Consider the following 18,448-nt stretch of genomic DNA (forward strand, 5'->3'; position numbering starts at 1 on the left):
ATGGACGCGCCTGACACAGCCCTTCATGGGCAGAATACGCCGATCACCGGCTGGCTGTACATAGCCTTCGAACTGGGCGACAAGAGCTGGAAGCTGTCGCTGGGGGACGGCGTGCATGGACCGAGCCGGCATACGCTGGCAGCTAGCGACCTGAATGCAGTCCTGCAAGCCATCGCCAAAGCTAAGGCACGCTTCGCTCTGCCGCCGCAAGCTCCGGTGCGCAGTTGCTACGAAGCTGGGCGCGACGGCTTCTGGCTGCATCGCTGGTTGGCCGAGCAAGGAATCCATAACCTCGTGGTGGATTCGGCCAGTATCGAAGTCAACCGCCGCGCAAGGCACGCCAAGAGCGACCGCCTCGATTGTGACAAGCTACTGTCGATGTTGATGCGCTACCACGCCGGCGAGCGGCGGGTGTGGGCAGTCGCACGGATACCAACTGAAGAGCAGGAAGATGAGCGACGTTTGCACCGCGAGCTCGGCCGACTCAAACAGGAACGCACCGCCCACAGCAACCGTGTTCGCTCGCTGCTGGTATTGCACAATCTGCGGGTCGCCCACATTGGTGAACGCTCGTGGAAGCAATGGTGGAACGCTCATGGCTCGCAACTGCCTGCTGGCTTGGGTGCCGAGATCGAACGTGAAGTCATGCGACTGGCGCTGGTCAAAGCGCAGATCAAGACCATCGAAGCCCAGCAGTGCAAGGCCGTGAAGGCTGGCACGCAGCCAGCCATCGCCTTGCTCGCCCGGCTCAGCGGGATCGGCGTGGGCAGCTCTTGGCTTCTGGTTAAGGAACTGTTTGGCTGGCGCCGTTTTCACAATCGGCGCGAAGTCGCAGGTTGCCTGGGACTGGCACCGACCCCCTATAGCAGTGGTGAAAGTGAGGTCGAACAAGGCATCAGTAAGGCGGGCAACAAACGAGCGCGCTCGTTGATGATTGAACTGGCATGGGGCTGGCTACGCCACCAGCCAACCAGTCAGCTCACGCAATGGTTCAATGCGCGCTTCGCGCCAGGCAGCAAGCGCACGCGTCGCGTCGGCATTGTCGCACTTGCCCGGCGATTAGCCATTGCCCTGTGGCGCTATCTCGAGGACGGCGAGATTCCCACTGGCGCAAACCTTAAACCAGTAACCACTTGGTCGCGCTTGAGCTGCTTCTTCAATACGGTCTTGCCGTGTCCGTTGATGCCGTGAACCTGGAAGAGGTTCTTCGCTAAATCGATACCGACTGTCGTAATTTGCATGGTGGACGCTCCTGTTCGGTTCGGGTGGTGACGTGGGAATCTCCACTCTGGCACAGCGATGCCGTGACGGGTGGGGGGCGTCCATCCCATTAGCAGAGGCCGAAGTAGCCAGAGGACAGGCCGGTGAGGCTGGAGCTATTGGCGAAGGGCCGAACGAGAAGGACAGTTACGAGACATGTCGCTTGGCGAGGCAATGCATCAGAAGCCCGGTAGATCGGGGCGCACGGAGGCGAGGCACGGTGAAGCCGGGTCAGAAGCCGTGCGTGATGAAGCGGCGCTGGCGCGGCATGAGCAAACGGACTGGGGGGCTGGCGATCTGTTGGAACAGGCGCTGGCCAGAGAGAACTTGGCCCGAGCGTGGAAACGCGTGAAGGCCAACAAGGGAAGCGCCGGCGTCGATGGGCGCACGGTGCAAGACACGGGCGAGTATCTCAGGAGCGCGTGGCCCGACATTCGCGACAGGCTGCCTTCGACCGCCTTGGTATCCCTCGATTCTCCTGACCTCAACTTCTCGAACCGCCCGGTGCGGACCCGCATGCCGGGTGGTGTGGCAGGGGCCGGTCAGGTATCCTGACCGCCCCTATGCCGATTCCACACCCACGCGGGCGTCGTCCCGTCGGGCCGGCTCCCCATCTCACGGAGTATCCCGATGGACCGAATCTATGGCGCTGGCCTGGCCAGCTACCCCGCCGGCGTGCTGCGGCGCGCGAGCGTCTATTCCACCAATCTGCGAGCGGCGTTCTCACTCGTCTGCGCTGACGATGGCATGCCCTACGGGGCGCTGTCGGTGAACGTGCCGGACGCCGACCTTGCCGAGGACGAAATTCTCGCGTCGGCCGACTGGAACCTGCCGGCAGAGCTCAAGGCCGCCCTGCTGGCCACCGGCAAGTTCGTCCAGACCGGCCGGTCGAACCAGGTCGGCCTTGGCCGCGGCGAAATCTGGCGTGTTGCGGATCCTGATCTGCTGTCGCAGGTCGCTGCCGCACGCGTGGTCGCCCGGCGATCCAGGCCGGTACGCCGCGCTGCAGCGCTCGCCTGATTCCCTTCCTTTCCACCCTTTCGGGGCATGTCCCCGAAGGGGCGTGCTCCGTCTCAGGAGCCAAAATGTACGTTGTCCACGTCGGCCAACAGGCCGAGAATCGCACGTCGCTCGCCGGCGTGCTGCAGCTTTTGAACGATGACCGCGATGGCCGCGCGTTGCCGCGTGTCGAAGACATTTCCGTGCGTCACATCGAACGCGGGGCAATCCCGGTAGTGCTCCTGGCGTCCGGCAATCTTGCGGTCCGCCCGACGGGCACCCGGCGCGCCATCCTGACCATGATCCTCGACGAAGTGGATCGCTTCATTGTGCGCGTGGGTGGGAGAATTCTTCGCCCGCACGAAATGAGCCGCGCGTCCTGGGGCGCTGTGGTGGCCGCCGGCCGCCTGGCGTACTTCCCCGCGGAAGCCATCGACATATTCCAAGCCGATGCGGGACCGCTCTTCCAGACGGCAGATCTCTTCGAGGAGAAGGGAGCGTTCGACATAGCTGAGTTTGTTTGTGGCGAGTTCGTACGTCGTTTCGGGTACGGCATTAACGGGCCGTTGTATGCCCCGGATGCGAGCCCCAATGCCCGCCATGAGGTTCACGTTGCCTACGCGCTGATACGTGGCGAGAAAGTCCGTGATTGCATCGTCAATACCTACCGCGACAACCCACATCACGGCCGCCATGAACTCTGGATGCAACCCCTGATCGAGGTGCCCGCGCTACGGGGTGCATTGTCGGCCAGCGTGTTGCAGGCGCTTTGCCGGACCATGCGTGCCGAGAAGCTTGCGATCACGACGCACAATGTCGGCAAGCTGCTCGCCGCACTCCGGCATGTGCCGCGTGATGGCTGTGACGTTGAGGTCGACGACGCGCTGTTCGAGGCCGGCATCCTACCGCCGCGGACTGTACCGACGCCCAAACCGCCGACGGATGACAACGCGCAGCCGGTGACGAACCTGGCTGCGCGGATTCACGCTCTGATTAGCCAACGGCAGTTTCAGGAGAGCATGGACAAGGCCAGGACCGAGCGGGAAGCGCGGAGAATCAGCCAGCGAGAGTTCGATCGCCAGGCCTCTGCCGCTGCAGCTTACCGCGCAGCCTATGGCTACGAGTGGCCGAACCGCGTTGCGCTCGCAGTCATGCAGCGCAACGTGGCGGCAGTCCTGCAGATCTTCGACGGCCCGAAGGACTGGAACACGGATTCGAAGCGCGCCCTGCGTGACGAGATCGGTGTCGACGTTCTCCAATGTCCAGCGGTGACTCGCCGCCGCCGGCTGTTTCAACTGTGTGGATTCTCGGACGCTGAACAGGCCGAATGGGAGGCTCACGAGGCCATAGAGAAGGCGCAGAAGCGTGCTGAGCGTGAACTAGCTGATGCGACGCGCCAGGCCGAGTCGGTCAAATACCGTCTGGAAACCGGCCAGGTGATGAGCGGGCGCGAGTATGTCGACTTCTGCATTGATGCGGGCTTCACCCAGCTCGTCGACGAGCAACGCGGTAGTGCCCGACGTTATTTGATCCATGATCCGGTAAAGCGGGCTTCCCGACCACTGCGCGCCAAAGACGGCACGCTCAACTACGCGCGTGCCCGCCTGGTGCAGGGCGCTATTCCCGTGGCGCTTGCCGCATGATCGCTTTTGTCCCCCGGCCACTGGCCGGGGGCAACTTCTTCAAATCACGCATGGATATCCTGAGCATTCGAGTTCATCGGGATGCGACGCCTGCGTTAGCCTTTGCTCTACACACAAAGCTCTGTTCGCACTGAAGGACATTCAGTCCGAACCGAGTTTTACCTGCGTCTGCGACGCATCGACCAAGCCGGCACGCCGGCCATCCTTTGCAACTTCCCACAGGGACAATCCCTGTGGGGACGTCTCTTGTGGGCCTCATCCCTTGCCCACATGCCCCACCAACCTTTGCTGTAGCCGTTATGGCGCGTCGCCCTGGACCCGCTTTGCGCGGCCACGGGAAGCGCCATGCGTCGTCCCGCACGCGCGCAATCCTGCCCGCTGCGAATTCTGATCATTCCCATCCCCTTCTTGCGACCGGCCTTGGGGCCGTGCTCACGCAATCCCATTTTCAGGAGCAATCATGTCCCATCTCGTACAAACCATGGCTTATGTCGGCGCTACCCCGTGGCACGGCCTGGGCAACCAGCTCGAAAGCAATCAGCCGCTCGAAGTGTGGGCGGACGCCGCTGGCATGAACTGGCGAATCGAGGAAACCGATGTGATGTATCGCGCCGGCTCCCACGATCTCGATCCGATTCATTCGTTCCCCCAGCAGAAGGTGCTGTTCCGCTCGGATACCAAGAAGGCGCTTGCGACGGTGTCGAAGCGGTACCAGGTGGTCCAGCCCTCGGAAATCCTCGACTTCTACCGCGATCTGACCGAGGTCGGGGGCTACCAACTCGAAACGGCAGGTGTGCTCAAAGAAGGTCGCAAGCTCTGGGCGCTCGCGCGCACGGGGCAGTCGACCAAGATCGCCGGCGTCGACGAGGTGCGCGGCTACTTGCTGCTGGCCACGGCATGCGATGGCACCTTGGCCACCACTGCCCAGTTCACCTCCGTACGGGTGGTTTGCAACAACACTCTGCAGATTGCGCTTGGCCGCAACCGCGGCGCCGTCAAGGTGCCGCACCGCAGCCAGTTCGACCCGCGCGCTGTCAAGGAAGAGTTGGGCATCGCCATCTCGTCGTGGGATGGTTTCATGGTACGAATGCATGAACTGGCCGACCGCAAGGTGAGTCAGGTCGAATCGGAACGCTTCTTCCAACGCCTGTTCACGTACCCGTGGACGAAGCCGGATTCGGCCGGTCCCGACAAGGTGAACGAGCGCGGCCTGAAGGCTGTGCTCAATCTCTTCGAAGGCAACGGTCGTGGCGCCACGCTGGCTTCGGCGGCCGGGACTGCCTGGGGGCTGGTGAATAGCGTCACCGAGTACGTCGATCACCAGCAGCGAGCGCGCAATGCGGGCAATCGGCTGGACTCGGCTTGGTTCGGTGCCGGCGCGGCACTCAAGCAGCGGGCTTGGGACGCTGCGATCAAGCTTATTGCATGACGACATCGTAATTATCTAGCCCTAAAGCGAGCGACGGTCCATGCCGATGTTTGGCATGGAAGTAGTCGTTTTAGGTCTCACAAAGCCCCGGCACTTGTCCGGGGTTTTTTTTTCCCTCGTTGCCAATGATGCTGATTGATTTCTATTCCCGATACCCTCGATGGCTGTTCCGGACCACTGACGCGAAGCGACTTGCGTTTCCTGGCCGCCACGCTTGTCACAACACGATCAGAACTGAAGGTCAACGAGTCGCGGAGCGACTTATGCAACGGCAGCCAATCGATGTGGCGCATTTCGACAAGGAGCGCTTTCATACACTGTTCGATGAGTGGCAGAGCCTGGTCAGGCAGCACGCAATCCAGGTGGAGTATGACGCTTGGATGGACCAGCGATTTGTGCAAGGACCCGCATCCTCAGTGACGATAAAGCGGGGAAGGGTTGTATTCGATCTAGTAAATGGGGCCGTGTACGAAGTGCGCGGCAAGGACGGAAGCGGGCGCATCTTCAGAGTGCAGTCTGCCAATGACTTTCCGTATGTGTCGTTTCGAGATCCCGCCAGCGGCGTGGACTTTCCGTGGGTCGCATTCCCTGACGTTTTTACACAGGCGGAGTTGATGACGTTGCGACGCATGTACTAAAAGAAAAAGCCCGGCGAAAAATTCTGCCGGGCTTTTTGCTCTCGAAAGAGAGGGTGTGGAACTGAGCTTTTCGATTTGTTGGAAGGAACATGTTCCTCAACTGCTCGCCGCCTCCACCGCTTCGGTAGCAGAGTCAGTGACGGCCACCCCCTCCTTTTGTGGGGATGGTGCATAGCCGACCGCCTGAATGCGTGTGATGGTGCCGTCCAGGGCGGCATTCGGTCCCAGGCGGATAGTGCCCGCGTAGACGATCCGGCCCTTCACTCGGCCGTTGATCAGCAAAGAGGTCCGACCGACGACATCGCCTTCGACCACGCCGTCCACGATGACGTGCTCGCCATCGACGTTGCCGTGCACCACACCGCCTGCCGCGATATGCAGTAGGCCACGGGAAGCGCCAACGTTGCCGGTGACCAGCGCCAGGCAGGTGAAGCCATGGTCCGAAACAATGTCGCCGTGGATGCTCATGCCGGCACGCAGCACGCTGAAGATGGGAGGATTATCCATGGCGCTCAGAACATCTTGATGTCGGTGGGGGAGTTGGCATGCTGCGCCGCTGTGTTTCGCGCCGGCACGGCGCTAGTCGGCAGCTGCTGTGCAGTCTTGGCCGGAGCCGGTACGGTCGCGGCCCTCGCCGGTGCCGGTGCCGGTGCCGGTGCCGGTGCAGGGGCAAGCGCAGGCGCAGCCGGGGCCGCAGATCGCTTCACTGTCTCCGCCTTCGGCTCCGCTGGTGATCGCTCCCGCGTTTGCTCCGCGGGCACCGCAGCAGCGGATGCTGCGGAGGCCGACGCCACTGCGGCCTCGGCAGATACCGGCAATACAGTGCTCTGAGCTACTTCCGATGCGGGGACGTTGTTGGTCTTGCGCGGCCATTCATGGCCGTCGGCCGCCGGAACACGCGCGGAAGCATCGGAAGCGGAGTGAAGTGGCTGCACCTGCTCGGTGCCGGCACGCGATTCCCGCTTCCCAATCGATGTGCCGATGATGAACATGAGCGCCGCGGCGGCAACGAAGCTAAGCCCCCACAGCAGCCGGGGATTGCCGCGCAACGCGAACGGGAACGGGGAGGTGGACGCCTTTGCTGGTGCGGTGGAAGTGCCGCCATAGCCAAGATGCGGCGCCGTCGCTGCACCCGCCGGAGAGATGTCGATCGTGAGGGGTGGTTGGGCGTATTGAGCATGCAGCTGCTCGATGTCACGCATATCCATCGGTGGAGCTCCGGTGAGATGAAATCAGTGTGCCGTCGGGTCCGAACTTGTCGGGTTCCGGAATGCAGAGTTGGTGGATCGCGGTGATGCGCTTTGCGGCGATCTGGATTGTCGTCGTGCGTTGGTCCGGGGAGATGGAATCGCACTCCTGACTGTAGAGGGTCTCGGCGAAAATCCGATCGAACTGCATCAGCAATCTGAGCAACCGGCCGGCGAAGGAATGGGAGACCTTGACTTCCTTCTCCTCGTAAAAAAGGGGGATCTCGACCTGGTCAGTCTTCGAAAGCCAGCTCAGTGCACTGCTATACCAATCCTCGGCTTCGCGGAACGCTTCGTCCAGCGCCTTGATCTTGCCGCCACGCGCGACAACGAATTTGGACGAACAATAGTAAAAATGTGCATCCAGGAAGTCGCGCGCGAACTTTGAGCAGTAGGCGTGGAGGGTGGCTGAGGCCGTCGTCGGCGTGAGGCGGCTTAGACGTTCTTCGCTGTTGTGTCGCTCAATGGGCTTGAGCCCACTAGCTGATATCTTGGGTGGATCCTGTTCGGCCATTTCTTCATGTTCTCGGAAGCGCTCTCTCAGGGTGAAATTGTCTGACACAACCGGGGGCCCGATGACTTTGAAAGCTATGGCAAATTGGCGAGCTTTCGTATTCTTTGCAACGGACTTTCTGTGCCACAATGCATTCACACATCGCGTCACTGACGCATCGACCCTGACTCCTGGCGAGTCCATCTTCTGCTTCAAGTCGTGCATTTGCGCACGCGCCGACTGGTTGGCTACCAGTGTGGATATTCCTTGTGCTAAGTGTTTTCGCCGAACACTTCCCTCATCAGCTCGTAATACGCGTTCTTGCGGTGCCTCCTTGTGAGTGCACGCGATGGACACCGTTCGAGTCCGGGATCATGTGGAGCTCTCTCTCAAAGGCCCCTCCCGGGCAGAACGGCAGCCGTCGAGCCGATCCGTGATCCTGCGGCCGAACCTGTGGGTTCGCGAAATGGGTTGCTGTGCAGCGTGACCATGCTGCACGAGGACGACTTTGCGTCCTCAGCATCGAGCAGCGCGCATTAGCGCGCCGCTCCCTCAGTGCCACGCCCCCGGAAGGGGCGTGGCATTGCAGGTTCTAATATCAAAGCTCGCTGCCGGCGCAATCCGGGGCGGGCTTCTTTTGTTTCTGGCGCGCCAATGGCGCCGCCAGTCTTTTCGGAAGCCTGCGCGTCAGGCTTTCCCATCGCCGCAACGACCCAGCGCGGGGCCGACACAGCCCAGCGCCTCCGGGAGCATGCTGCGTCCATCCGGGCCGACGTCGTTCGCTTTCCTGACTGGAGAAAGGACGTACCATGCATGCACCCATCACCTACAGCGAACCTGGCGGACGCCGCAGCCTCCTGGAGGAGCGGCCCACGCGCCCACCGATCATTGGCAAGATCCGGCCCGGCATCAAGGTGCTGACCAAGGCCGCACGCGAGAAGCCTGAAGCCATCAAGATCCATGACCGGATGTTGGCCCAGGGTCAGAGCTTCGAGCGAATCGGGGAAGAGATTTACCGGGCCACCGGGATCAAAACACCGCTGGTTCCCAAGAACGTGCCGTGGTTCACTTGCCGCGGCTCGGACTTCGCCAACCCCGCAGTGGCTGAAGAGATCGTGCAGCGCTACGGTGAGGATCGTGGTGACGGCAACGGCTTCCGTCTTTGGCGCTTCCCGGTCATCTTCGCGTTCGACGACTGGCTGAGCAATATGCCCAATCAACTCGTTGCATGGACGCAGAGCGGTCGCCAGTTCTTCTCGGAGTACGGGCCGGACGGCAGGCGCTACTGCAAGATGTACGCGCCCCCCGTGCGCGACGCACGCGCCAATCGTGCAAAGCGAACCTGGGGCGGTCGCACCATCATCCTGCGCCAGGACGACGATATCCCTGACGGCATCTGCGATCCGCACATGTGCCCGCAATATCAGGATGGGAACTGCAACCTGTCGGCCAGTTTCTATTTCGCCCTGCCGAGCATTTCCGGCCTGGGCCTCATCGAAATGCCCACAACCTCAATTTACGTCCTGCAGAAGGCTCACGCCGCCATGCAGACCGTTGCGTTGGCGCGCGGCAGGCTGGTGGGCGTCAAGTTCTGGATGGCGAAGCAGGAGGTGGAGATCAGCCGTATCGATGATAGCGGAAGGGCCGTGCGCCAGATGCAGTGGCTCATCACGCTAGACGCTGAGATCGATATCGCTGCCCTGCTGGACGGGTCGGACCGTCGTGCGCCGGCACTCGAGATGGCGACACAGGCAGTTTCTGCGTTGGAAGGCGAGTTGCATCCAGCGGAGCAGGCGCCGCTGCCTGGCAATGAACCGCCGCAGCAATCGCAGGTTGTTGATGCTCCAGCGGCCCATGCACTGCCCGTCGACGGCGATGACCTGGAAAGTCAGTTCGAGGATCTGATGGCGCGTTTGGGCCTGGCCAATCAGGAGGGCCGGGCACAGTTCCGCATCTACGCGTCGGCCACTTTCGGGCGCGGCTGGACCAAGCGTGACCAGGACGTTCGCCAGCTGCTTGGCGAAATGCGCACAGCGCTGACCAGTCCGCTCGCGTTCCGCGAGCAGGTCGCCGCGATCGCTGCCGAAGTCGCACCGTAACGCCGGCTTTGTGCCGGCATGTCAGGGGAAGCCATGTGGCTTCCCCTTTTTCTTTTCTGCCGCGCGCCGGCACATTCCCTTGGAGGTCATACCATGCACAATGAAGGCGATAGCCTGCTTGTCGCGCATTTCTCGGATCTGCACTATTCCCCTGGCCACCTGGCAGAGGCCGATCGCTGTTTCGGCTTTGCGGTTGATGATGCAATTGCCGCCGGCTGTCAGGTTGGCGTGGTGTCCGGGGATTCCACCGACCACCGCCTGGATGCGCACACGCCGGCACTCTCGGCGCTGGCACGCCGCGTTCACCAGCTGACGGCGCGCATGCCCGTTTTGATGCTGCAAGGCACGTATAGCCACGAGCCCCCGGGCACGCTGGACCTGTTTCGCCTCATCGGAGCACAGTATCCCGTCTATGTCGCGGATCGTATCCACCAGGTTGCGTTATGCGCGGGGCAGTTCGTGCCGTCGGCGGGGCCAGTCTTTGACGCCGCGGAGATCGACGTGCTGGTAGCGCAGCATGGCATACCGGAGGTGGTGTTCACCTGTGTGCCGACGGTCAACAAGGCCGTGCTGGCGGCTGCGGCTGGCGTGGCGAGTGCTGCCACGGCAGTTGGCGATCACCTGGCCGACTATCTGAAGGCGGCGGGCACCGTCAATCGCCAATGGCGATCGCAGGGCGCGCGCACGATCGGCGTTTCCCACGGTACCGTCAACGGGTGCCAGACCGAGCACGGGGTGCCGATGGCCGGATTCGACCACGAATTCACCATTGGTGCGCTGTTCGATGCCGACTGCGATGCCTTCATGCTCGGGCACATTCACCGCGCCCAGCAATGGGCTCAGGAGGGCATGGTGGTGGCCTATCCGGGCTCCATCGGGCGCTTCCATTATGGTGAGATCGGAGAAAAGGGCTATCTGCGGTGGCAGATTGCTCCCGGTCGAGCCGAGGCCTCGCTGGTGGCCACACCGGCGCGCCAGACCGTCTGCATCGACTTCGACGGCCCGCCGGATATGGCGCAGCTGACCGAGATGGCCACCAACGCTGCCGACAAGTTCGTGCGCATCCGTTGGACGGTCAACGAGGAGCACCGGCAGCTTGTGGACCGGGAGGCCATAACGGCTCTTTTTGGCGCGAGCGCCGAGGTGAAGCTCGAAGCCCGGGTGCTGCCTGCCGTACGCAGTCGTGCCGAAGGCATCAGCCGGGCCGCAACGTTGCCCGAGAAGTTGGGACGCTGGTGTGAGTTGACGGGGGTTGAGGCCAATCCGCTCATGGACAGCCTCTCGATGCTTGAAACGCTCGATGCGCAGTCGATTGTCGACCGCGTGCTGGCGGATCTTGTTGCCGATCCGGTGGCGGCCGCATCCGATGCTCCACCACCTGAGCCTGCGCTGCCACCAGCCTTAACGGCGTTGGTTGGCATGGAACTGGAAGACGACGTTGGTGCGCTTCCGGAACCGCCAGTCTCCGAGGCCGTAACGGACGCCGAACCGGCCTTGCCGCCCTCGTCCTCATCGTTGCCGTCGTTGACCGTAGCCCCAGCGATGGACTGGCTGACGGACGATCTGTTTGCGTAGCAATACGCCCACCCCCTTGAACATGTGAGCCATGTTCCGACAGCCCTTGCGGCTGTCGAAACCCGGTTTTACCCCGCGTCCTCGACGCATCGACCCCGCAGTATCCATCCTCTTTCTATCTACCCAGACGGGTGCTTCCCGTCTGGGGCGCACTCCGTCCTTTTCCAGGAGTGCATCATGATTCTGTACCACGCCGGTCCCGACTGGCTGTTCGTTGAAGAGACGTGCATGGACCGCTCGGTGATGGCCAAGCGCCTGGCCGACGCCCATGACTTTACTCAATGCATGCTGTACGAGCCGTTCGGCCAGGGCCGCGGCACTGTGGTCGCCAAGCGCGGTCACATGCTGGTCCTGGCACTTGGTGAGGTCGGCAGCAACACCTTCTTTGCCGTGGCACCTTCCAAGGAGCTGCAGGACCTGATCTGGTCAGTGTCCAACGGTTTGGCTTCCCAGTGGAGCCAACTCGAACTCAGGGCCATCACGGGCCTTGAGGATTGGCCAGCGGTGCTCAAGATGGCCGCCGGCGAGTTTGCCGCAGCGCGACGCTCCCTGGAGCGCGCAATCGCTGGCAAGCCGGAACGCGATGTCCCGGCCGTTGCGGAGATGCCGGTGTTTGACGACAACGTCATGGCAATGCCGCCGGAATACCTTCACTCCTTCAATGGTACGGAGGTGTCCGAATGCGTCCACTGAAACTGATGCTCACCGGATTCTATGGGGTCCGCGACGGCATGAAGCGCGATAGCGTCACGGTGGACCTGACGACGCTGCCGGGTGGCCTGATCGCCCTGGTCGGACCCAATGGGGCAGGCAAGACCACGATCATGGACAACCTGCACCCGTTTCCCATCATGCCGAGCCATGCGAGCAAGATGTCCGCCGACGCGTTCTCGTACTGGGACCATCTCTGCGCCCCGCGCGCGGAGAAGGATCTGGAGTGGGAGCACGGTGGCAAGACCTACCGCTCCGCGTTCGCGTTCCGCAATCCTGGCAAGAGCCGCAAGGCCGAGTACTACCTGTTCGAGAAGGACGCTGAAGGTGACTGGAAGCCCCTGCAGTTGCCTGACGGCACGCTGTCGGACGGCAAGGCGGAAACCTACAACCGGTGTCTGGAGGCCGTGCTCGGGTCTCCCGAGGCGTTCTTCACCAGCGTGTTTTCTGCCCAGAACCGCCGACCGCTTGCCAGCTATCAGCCCGGCGAGATCAAGAAGCTGCTCGCCGAACTGCTCGGGATCAATCACCTGCGTGACCTGTCCGCGAAAGCGGGCGAGGTTGCCAAGCTGCTCACCCGCTCGCTGGATACCCTGCAGCGCGACGTATTGACCCTCACGGGAAAGCGCGACCGTGCCGCGGTGGTGGCCAAAGAGATCTGGCAGGTGGGCGAAAGCCTGGATGTCCAGCGCGAGGCCCGCAACGTGGAGACGGCCAAGGGTGCCAAGCTGATGCAGGAGCGCGCGACGCTGGCTGCGAAGCAGGAGGCGAATACCGGTACCGAAGCGCGGTTGCGAGAATTGAACCAGCGCAAGGGCGAGCTGGAGCAGCGGGCGATATTGCTGGCCAGCGACGAACAGGCGGCTGCCGGACGTGCTGCGGCGCGCCGGCGCGATCTGGACCGAAATGCGGCAAGCCACCGCGCAGTGCTAGCGGAGGCCTCGGCCATCGAATCGGCCGCCGACGAGCGGGATGCCTTGCAACTTGCCATCGGCCGGAAGCAGACGGAACTGGCCAGCCAGCAGGCAACTGTGGAAAAGCTCGATACGTTGCAGGTCGAGCATGCGGCACTGAGTTCCGAGCTCAAGGGGCTGGAACAACGCGGTGCCTCGGCGGCGCAGTTGGTTAAATCGCTCAAGCTGCAGGCCGACGTCATCGAGACTGTCCCTTGCCGGGACGACCCGATGCACGCCACATGCCCGTTGCTGGCACAGGCGCGCAACGCCAAAGCCAGTCTCGGCGAGCAGGCCGTGACGGTCGAAGCGCTGCGCGACAGCTATCGCAAGAAGCAGGCGCAGGCGCAGTCGATGCAGGACACGCTTACCGAGCGCGCTCTGGCGCGGAGTGCCTTCGCGGCATTGCGAGCCGACCTGGAGCGCGATCAGCAGTCGCTGCAGCGCTTGACGGCCCTGGCTGCCAGGAAGCCCATGCTGGACGCCGCCCGTGAAGGGCTGGCGCAGGCCGATCGTGATCTGACAGCCTTGGCTGAGGAGGAAGGCACCCGCGCAGACCGCTACAAGCGGGATGCTGCGGACGTGCAAGCCCAGCTTGAAGCGGTGCGCAGGGAACTGGCAACGCTGTCCACAGAGGATGTGACCGGCATGCTGGCCAAGATGGACCGCCAGATCGCTGCCAGCCGGGAGGCTGGCGCTGCTATCGCCGGCCGGATCGAAGCACTGATCCGGCAGGAGAGCACGCTGGTGGCCGAGCGCGAACGCCTGGATGCCGAGCTCGCCGGGTTGCCGGTAGCGGAGGCAAAGGCACAAGCGCTGTCCGACCAGATCGCGCAGTGGAAGCTGTTGGCAAAGGGCTTGGGCAACGATGGCGTGATCGCGTTGTCCATCGATGACGCGGGCCCGGCCATCACGCAGATCGTCAATGACCTGCTGCTGGCGTGCTATGGGCCGCGATTCACCATCGCGATCCAGACGCAGACGGAACTAGCCAATGGCGAGAAGCGGGAAGGCTTTGCCATCGACGTGATTGACGCCGACAACGACAGCACGAAGGATTTCTCCGTGATGTCAGGTGGGCAGAAGGTGTGGATCAACGAGTGTCTGACGCGTGGAATCGCCCTGTGCCGGGCGCAGGATGCGCAGCAGCCGTTCCAGACCCTATTTACCGACGAGGCCGATGGCCCCTTGGATCCGGAGCGCAAGCGTGCCTTCATGAAGATGAAGCGCGAAGTGCTGCGGATCGGTGGCTACGAACGGGAGTTCTTCATCTCGCAAACGCCTGACCTGGTCGACGGGGCTGACGGCGTTATCGATGTAGTTGCCCTCGCGGCCCAGTAAGGCCGCAATTCCAATAGTTCAACACGCCCGTATCTCCGAAAGGGGAGCGGGCTTTTCTTTCTTCTTCAGACTATGAATTCGAACAACTCCTGCTTAAGTGAGGACCAGGAGCGGGCTTGTGGCTGCCTCCATCGAGCTTGGCATGCAACAAATCCAACGAGAGATTGCCGCGGGCCGGATTCCGCCAACCATTACCGAGTTCTCTGCACTGCACGACTATGTCGACGCCAACGAATTTGGAGGGCTTTGCGATGAGGACGGACAGTGGCGCAGCATGTTTCCACGCGAGACCGCCGCGGACGAGGAGATTTTCTGCGAAGCTGTAAACCGAGTGCAGGATGCATTGGCGAACTGGTTGGGGAATAGTGCCGAGCGCAACGCTGGTGACTAATCTGGTCGACGATGCGCTCACTGCGGCGTGTCTGGCCGTCCGGGCGCGGCTGAAGCTCGACTACGGGGATGTGGCGGGTGTCTTCTTCTCTGGCGAGCAGAAGGCGGCATTTCAGGAGATGTTCGCCCGCTATGCGCTTTGCGAAATCGCAATGATGTCCAAAGACGAGAGTGCGTGAGCCATCGGGCAAGCTGCCTGTTGCCTTGACCCTATCGCCGGCCATAGAATCTACAGGCTTGTTTCATAATTCCGCGGCTGTCGCCAAGGGGATGAAATTGCGAGGATTTCGCCTGGTACTGCTCCCCGCGGTTCCTGAATCAGCGCCGATACGGCGCCTACCTGTTGCCAGATAAATGGCTGTGAGCCCCAACCTTGGGCTCACGCGCGACAGACGGTAGTTCAGGCTCAGCCCGCGATGATAGGCGAAGTCCTTGAACACCTTTCGCAGCATATTGAAAGCCCCATTCACATCTGCGTGTACCCGTGCCAGGCGTCCGGTTTCCCGATGGTTGACGAACGTGTTCCGCTCGTCCTTCAGACGCCGGCCCATCGGTGCACCCGATTGGGCCTGCAGCGTGTCGGCTTGCGCCACGCGCGGTTGTGGTGATGCTTCAACGTCCTTCTTCTTCGTTTTCTTCTTACTCGGCTTCTCGTGCTCCCGGCATTTCAGCGGCTCGTTGCTGACGAAGCTGGTTTTGCTGGTGTAGGACTCTTCGGTCGTGACGACGACGATGCCACGGGCCTGCGCCTTATAACGAATCATGTCGATCAGGCGCGTCAGCGGCGCCCGCCCAAAGCGCCGATTCTGCTGGGCGCCCATCTCGACCCCATCCTTCCATCCCTTATTCTGCCCCAGCGCGATCACTTGCACACCGCGCTCGGCGCACAGATCAACCACGCCGCGGCTGAGCTTATGGAAGAAGTCGTCGAGCCAGCGCTGGCGCCTTGCGCGCAGCGTCTGGTAGGCAGGATTCGTGTAGATCGCCTTGAGCCCGGTGGCCAGGTCGATGCGCTCGCGACGTGACAGCGTCTCGCCCGCGAGTTCGAGCGCTTCCTTGCGGGCTTGCAGGGCACGGACTTGGGGCGTGGTCAGCGTGGCCTTTAGCGCGTCGATCTCCGCGTCAAGCCGCCCAAGGATGAGGTCAAGCCGGCCGCCGCTGATGACTTCGGCGTTGTGACCAGTCGAGAAGGCCAGGGTCAGCGTGCTATTCAGGCCCCGGTCTCCGCCCGCCGCCGGCACGTTCAGCCCGGCCACCGCCTTCAGGAGGGCATCGTTGCGACGGCTGCCTTGCTGCTCCAACACCTTACCCAGCGATTGCATTAGCTTGGCGAGCAGCGAATCGGCCGGAAGGCGCGAGGATACGCGCATGACGACTTCAATTTTGACCCCACGTCCCTGCGGGACGATGCGCAGGTGCTGCGGCTTGCCGCCTCGATAGCCGCGCTTCGCCGCTGCCCGCGCGACTTCGTCGCCAATGCGGTATTCGTTCCACGCCGCCATCTGTTCGCTCGTGAGCGACAGCGTTTCCTCAAAGTCGACCGGGATCTGGCGATCCCCCAGCCCAATCAGGGTTGAACCAATTTGCGTGAGCGGCAGCTCCAGCACGAAGCAATCGGCCTTGGCGAGGTAGTTCGGCGGCTTGGGGGCGCCAGTCATCGCACGGGCTGCTGCGCCCCCTGCAGCAAAGACCTTCTCCGCCTCGAAATATCCAGACCAAGCGTCGCGGTAGCGTGCGAGCACGAGTTGCGCTGCCTTCGCCGGCAAACGGCGATAGATTACGTTGCCGTGCTGGTCCGGGCGCTGCCGTGCCACGTTGTCCAACACCGTGATGTCGAGCACCGTGCGATAGAGGTTCTGAACCTCGCCGCCGAGCACCGGCAACAGGGTGAGTTTGGCCTTTTCAGCCTTCTCACCGCCGGCAGCGATCGCGGCCGCGAACTTCGCCTGGCGATCGCTGTTGAGACTTTCCACAACCGCATTGAAACAGGCAATCGCGCGGGCCTGTTCCGCGTGCAGTTCCGGCTTGATGCGCCAGCAGCCAGCCTCCCAACCCCACACGTAGGCCGTCAGGACGTTGCGGACGGCGAAGTGGATGCTGTTGTAGAGGTTCTTGCATTGCAACGTCAGCGCGAGGCAGGTTTCGAACAAGGCTCCCTTGGGATGGGGCAGGACGAGCACGCGCTGTTCGACGGTGTCGAACCATTCCTGCGCTGCGGTGTCTGCCTTGCCTTTCGGTGCCATGCGAGAGAGTGATGTTGAGTGATAGGTTCAGAGTGTACCTGGGGCGCGGCCTAATGCAAGGAAGTGCCCTGCAACAACTGACCGGCTGCAGAGAATCGACAATTCGGTGGCTGGTCAGGCGATTGCAAGCCACGTTCCGAAACTCCGGCCCTGGCCGTCCACGGCAACATGGCGCGTATGTTTCCCTGTGCCTAGCGCTCATCAAGTGGCGCAACCATCTGAGTGTGCGAGCGATGCAGGCCATTACCGGCATCGCCTCGGCAACCATCTCGCGCTGCGTCCTGCGTGTCGCGCAAGCGCTCGGCGAGATGCCTTTGGCCCCACTGAACCGGTCCGTGCTGATCGTGGACTCAACCAGCGCCCGCGTCGCGTCGAGGGAAGCGAAGGCCTATTCCGGCTACAAACACCATCGTTGCGCGAAGGTTCAGGTGGTCACTCGCAAAGATGGGCAGATCGTGGACGTGAGCCAGAGTTACCCCGGATCCGTTCATGACAAGCGGATCTGGAACGTCGAGCTACCCATGCTCCGCGGCAAGGTGTTGGCAGACAAGGCCTACGCTGGCGCCGCCGGCGAAGGGAGCTTGCTCCACCGTCCGATCAAGCGCGGCGAGACCGCCTGGAAACTGGATAAGGAAAGCTCAAAGACGCGAAACGCTACGCTTTCCAAGGTGAGAGTCCGCATCGAACACTGCTTTGCTAGGCTGAAAAATTAGAAGGTGCTCAGCGGATTGTTCCCTTACCATTGGACCAGACTTGGGGATGTTGTACGGGCACTAGCTGTTGTCCACAATGTCGAACGCCATCACGCCTCATTGGAATTATGAAACAGCCTTTACATACTTTCCCGCGTCACTGACGCATCGACTTCGCCGGCTTACCGGCCCATCTTCTACTTTCCCATCGGGGCCTTGTCCCGGTGGGGCAAGGCTCATTCTACTGGAGTCTTGCATGTCCCTTAAATCTCGCCTCCCTGGCGCAGCAGTGCTCGCTATTGTTGCGATTCTGGTGTGGTCGCTCTATCTATTTGTCATCAAGATAGATTATCCGCTTCTTGGCCAGCAGTTGCTCGGCAGCGCTTTCGCCGTGGCGCTGACTTCAGGGTGGCTAACCATTCGAGTGCGAAATGCACGCCGAACGCGCCGCCTAATGAGGTTGGTGCGTTCGGCGTGGCTATAGTCACGCCACCACCCAGGCGGCACGACATCGCCACGTCGGCGGTTGCCACCAACTGGCCTTCCTTTCCATGCGCGGCACGGGTCTTGATGGCCCGTCCGCCCATCAATTTTTTCCCTTCAACAGCAAGCCGGAGACGCCAAATGGGCCTCATGGTCGTGATTTCCATTAACGGGCCGACGTTCGACGGTCTAGACGAACCCGCACAGGCGGCGGCGCTCATGCGAGTGCTGGCCGACGAAGTGGTAGCGCAA

17 protein-coding genes and 2 pseudogenes are annotated in these 18,448 nt (G+C 62.2%); 13 read left to right on the plus strand and 6 right to left on the minus strand.

Annotation, left to right across the window (positions count from 1 at the left end; translation table 11 throughout):
• A pseudogene (locus tag AC5WJ1_RS27880) lies at positions 1-1,128 on the plus strand (IS110 family RNA-guided transposase); the annotation flags it as partial.
• On the opposite strand, the pseudogene AC5WJ1_RS27885 reads toward AC5WJ1_RS27880, so the two are convergent.
• Positions 1,128-1,241: pseudogene (locus AC5WJ1_RS27885) on the minus strand (IS110 family transposase); the annotation flags it as partial. The pseudogenes AC5WJ1_RS27880 and AC5WJ1_RS27885 overlap by 1 nt on opposite strands.
• 193 nt (positions 1,242-1,434) lie before the next feature.
• On the opposite strand from AC5WJ1_RS27885, the gene AC5WJ1_RS27890 reads away from it, so the two are divergent.
• The 5 genes from AC5WJ1_RS27890 to AC5WJ1_RS27910 all read left to right on the plus strand — a co-directional run bounded on the left by AC5WJ1_RS27890 (position 1,435) and on the right by AC5WJ1_RS27910 (position 5,969).
• Positions 1,435-1,815 (plus strand): hypothetical protein, encoded by a 381-nt coding sequence (locus AC5WJ1_RS27890; RefSeq protein ID WP_494477217.1) that lies wholly within the window; start codon positions 1,435-1,437, stop codon positions 1,813-1,815.
• 75 nt (positions 1,816-1,890) lie between these two features.
• Positions 1,891-2,280 carry a hypothetical protein gene (locus AC5WJ1_RS27895; protein ID WP_494477218.1) on the plus strand — a complete coding sequence of 130 codons (390 nt, stop codon included), beginning with the start codon at positions 1,891-1,893 and terminating at the stop codon, positions 2,278-2,280.
• A gap of 65 nt (positions 2,281-2,345) precedes the next feature.
• Positions 2,346-3,902 (plus strand): hypothetical protein, encoded by a 1,557-nt coding sequence (locus tag AC5WJ1_RS27900; RefSeq protein ID WP_494477219.1) that lies wholly within the window; start codon positions 2,346-2,348, stop codon positions 3,900-3,902.
• A gap of 460 nt (positions 3,903-4,362) precedes the next feature.
• Positions 4,363-5,331, plus strand: a complete 969-nt coding sequence (locus AC5WJ1_RS27905; protein ID WP_494477220.1) for a DUF932 domain-containing protein — start codon at positions 4,363-4,365, stop codon at positions 5,329-5,331.
• A gap of 263 nt (positions 5,332-5,594) precedes the next feature.
• Complete coding sequence (locus AC5WJ1_RS27910; protein ID WP_494477221.1) at positions 5,595-5,969, plus strand: hypothetical protein; 375 nt, start codon at positions 5,595-5,597, stop codon at positions 5,967-5,969.
• Between the two features lie 96 nt (positions 5,970-6,065).
• Here the strand turns inward: AC5WJ1_RS27910 and AC5WJ1_RS27915 are convergent, their stop codons facing one another.
• Genes AC5WJ1_RS27915 through AC5WJ1_RS27925 form a run of 3 tightly spaced genes read right to left on the minus strand, consistent with a single transcriptional unit; the run spans position 6,066 to position 7,730 of the window.
• Positions 6,066-6,476 carry a polymer-forming cytoskeletal protein gene (locus AC5WJ1_RS27915; RefSeq protein ID WP_494477222.1) on the minus strand — a complete coding sequence of 137 codons (411 nt, stop codon included), beginning with the start codon at positions 6,474-6,476 and terminating at the stop codon, positions 6,066-6,068.
• A 5-nt stretch (positions 6,477-6,481) separates the two neighbouring features.
• A complete protein-coding gene (locus AC5WJ1_RS27920; protein ID WP_494477223.1) occupies positions 6,482-7,177 on the minus strand; it encodes a hypothetical protein in 696 nt (231 codons plus the stop codon).
• Positions 7,164-7,730, minus strand: a complete 567-nt coding sequence (locus AC5WJ1_RS27925) for a hypothetical protein (RefSeq protein WP_494477224.1) — start codon at positions 7,728-7,730, stop codon at positions 7,164-7,166. Before AC5WJ1_RS27925 ends, AC5WJ1_RS27920 begins: the two co-directional genes overlap by 14 nt.
• Before the next feature lie 788 nt (positions 7,731-8,518).
• Between AC5WJ1_RS27925 and AC5WJ1_RS27930 the strand changes: the two genes are divergently transcribed.
• The 6 genes from AC5WJ1_RS27930 (at position 8,519) to AC5WJ1_RS27955 (ending at position 14,957) form a co-directional block, all read left to right on the plus strand.
• Entirely contained in the window at positions 8,519-9,808 is a 1,290-nt protein-coding gene (locus AC5WJ1_RS27930; RefSeq protein ID WP_494477225.1) for a recombination directionality factor, read from the plus strand.
• A 93-nt stretch (positions 9,809-9,901) separates the two neighbouring features.
• On the plus strand, positions 9,902-11,383 hold the full coding sequence (locus AC5WJ1_RS27935) for a metallophosphoesterase family protein (RefSeq protein ID WP_494477226.1): 1,482 nt from the start codon (positions 9,902-9,904) through the stop codon (positions 11,381-11,383).
• A gap of 177 nt (positions 11,384-11,560) precedes the next feature.
• The gene (locus AC5WJ1_RS27940) at positions 11,561-12,076 is read left to right on the plus strand and encodes a hypothetical protein (RefSeq protein ID WP_494477227.1); all 516 of its coding nucleotides are present in this window, start codon (positions 11,561-11,563) and stop codon (positions 12,074-12,076) included.
• The gene (locus AC5WJ1_RS27945) at positions 12,064-14,388 is read left to right on the plus strand and encodes a sbcc family protein (protein WP_494477228.1); all 2,325 of its coding nucleotides are present in this window, start codon (positions 12,064-12,066) and stop codon (positions 14,386-14,388) included. Before AC5WJ1_RS27940 ends, AC5WJ1_RS27945 begins: the two co-directional genes overlap by 13 nt.
• A gap of 118 nt (positions 14,389-14,506) precedes the next feature.
• On the plus strand, positions 14,507-14,779 hold the full coding sequence (locus tag AC5WJ1_RS27950) for a hypothetical protein (protein WP_494477229.1): 273 nt from the start codon (positions 14,507-14,509) through the stop codon (positions 14,777-14,779).
• Entirely contained in the window at positions 14,772-14,957 is a 186-nt protein-coding gene (locus AC5WJ1_RS27955; RefSeq protein ID WP_494477230.1) for a hypothetical protein, read from the plus strand. Before AC5WJ1_RS27950 ends, AC5WJ1_RS27955 begins: the two co-directional genes overlap by 8 nt.
• A gap of 63 nt (positions 14,958-15,020) precedes the next feature.
• Here AC5WJ1_RS27955 and AC5WJ1_RS27960 read toward each other — a convergent pair whose 3' ends face one another.
• Positions 15,021-17,021 (minus strand): IS200/IS605 family accessory protein TnpB-related protein, encoded by a 2,001-nt coding sequence (locus AC5WJ1_RS27960; RefSeq protein WP_494477231.1) that lies wholly within the window; start codon positions 17,019-17,021, stop codon positions 15,021-15,023.
• A gap of 233 nt (positions 17,022-17,254) precedes the next feature.
• Here AC5WJ1_RS27960 and AC5WJ1_RS27965 point away from each other — a divergent pair, with 233 nt between their 5' ends.
• Positions 17,255-17,734, plus strand: a complete 480-nt coding sequence (locus tag AC5WJ1_RS27965) for a transposase family protein (protein ID WP_494477232.1) — start codon at positions 17,255-17,257, stop codon at positions 17,732-17,734.
• A gap of 317 nt (positions 17,735-18,051) precedes the next feature.
• Here the strand turns inward: AC5WJ1_RS27965 and AC5WJ1_RS27970 are convergent, their stop codons facing one another.
• Positions 18,052-18,363, minus strand: a complete 312-nt coding sequence (locus AC5WJ1_RS27970; RefSeq protein ID WP_494477233.1) for a hypothetical protein — start codon at positions 18,361-18,363, stop codon at positions 18,052-18,054.
• Between the last annotated feature and the right edge of the window lie 85 nt (positions 18,364-18,448).

The organism is Cupriavidus sp. MEYA8, from assembly GCF_059278825.1.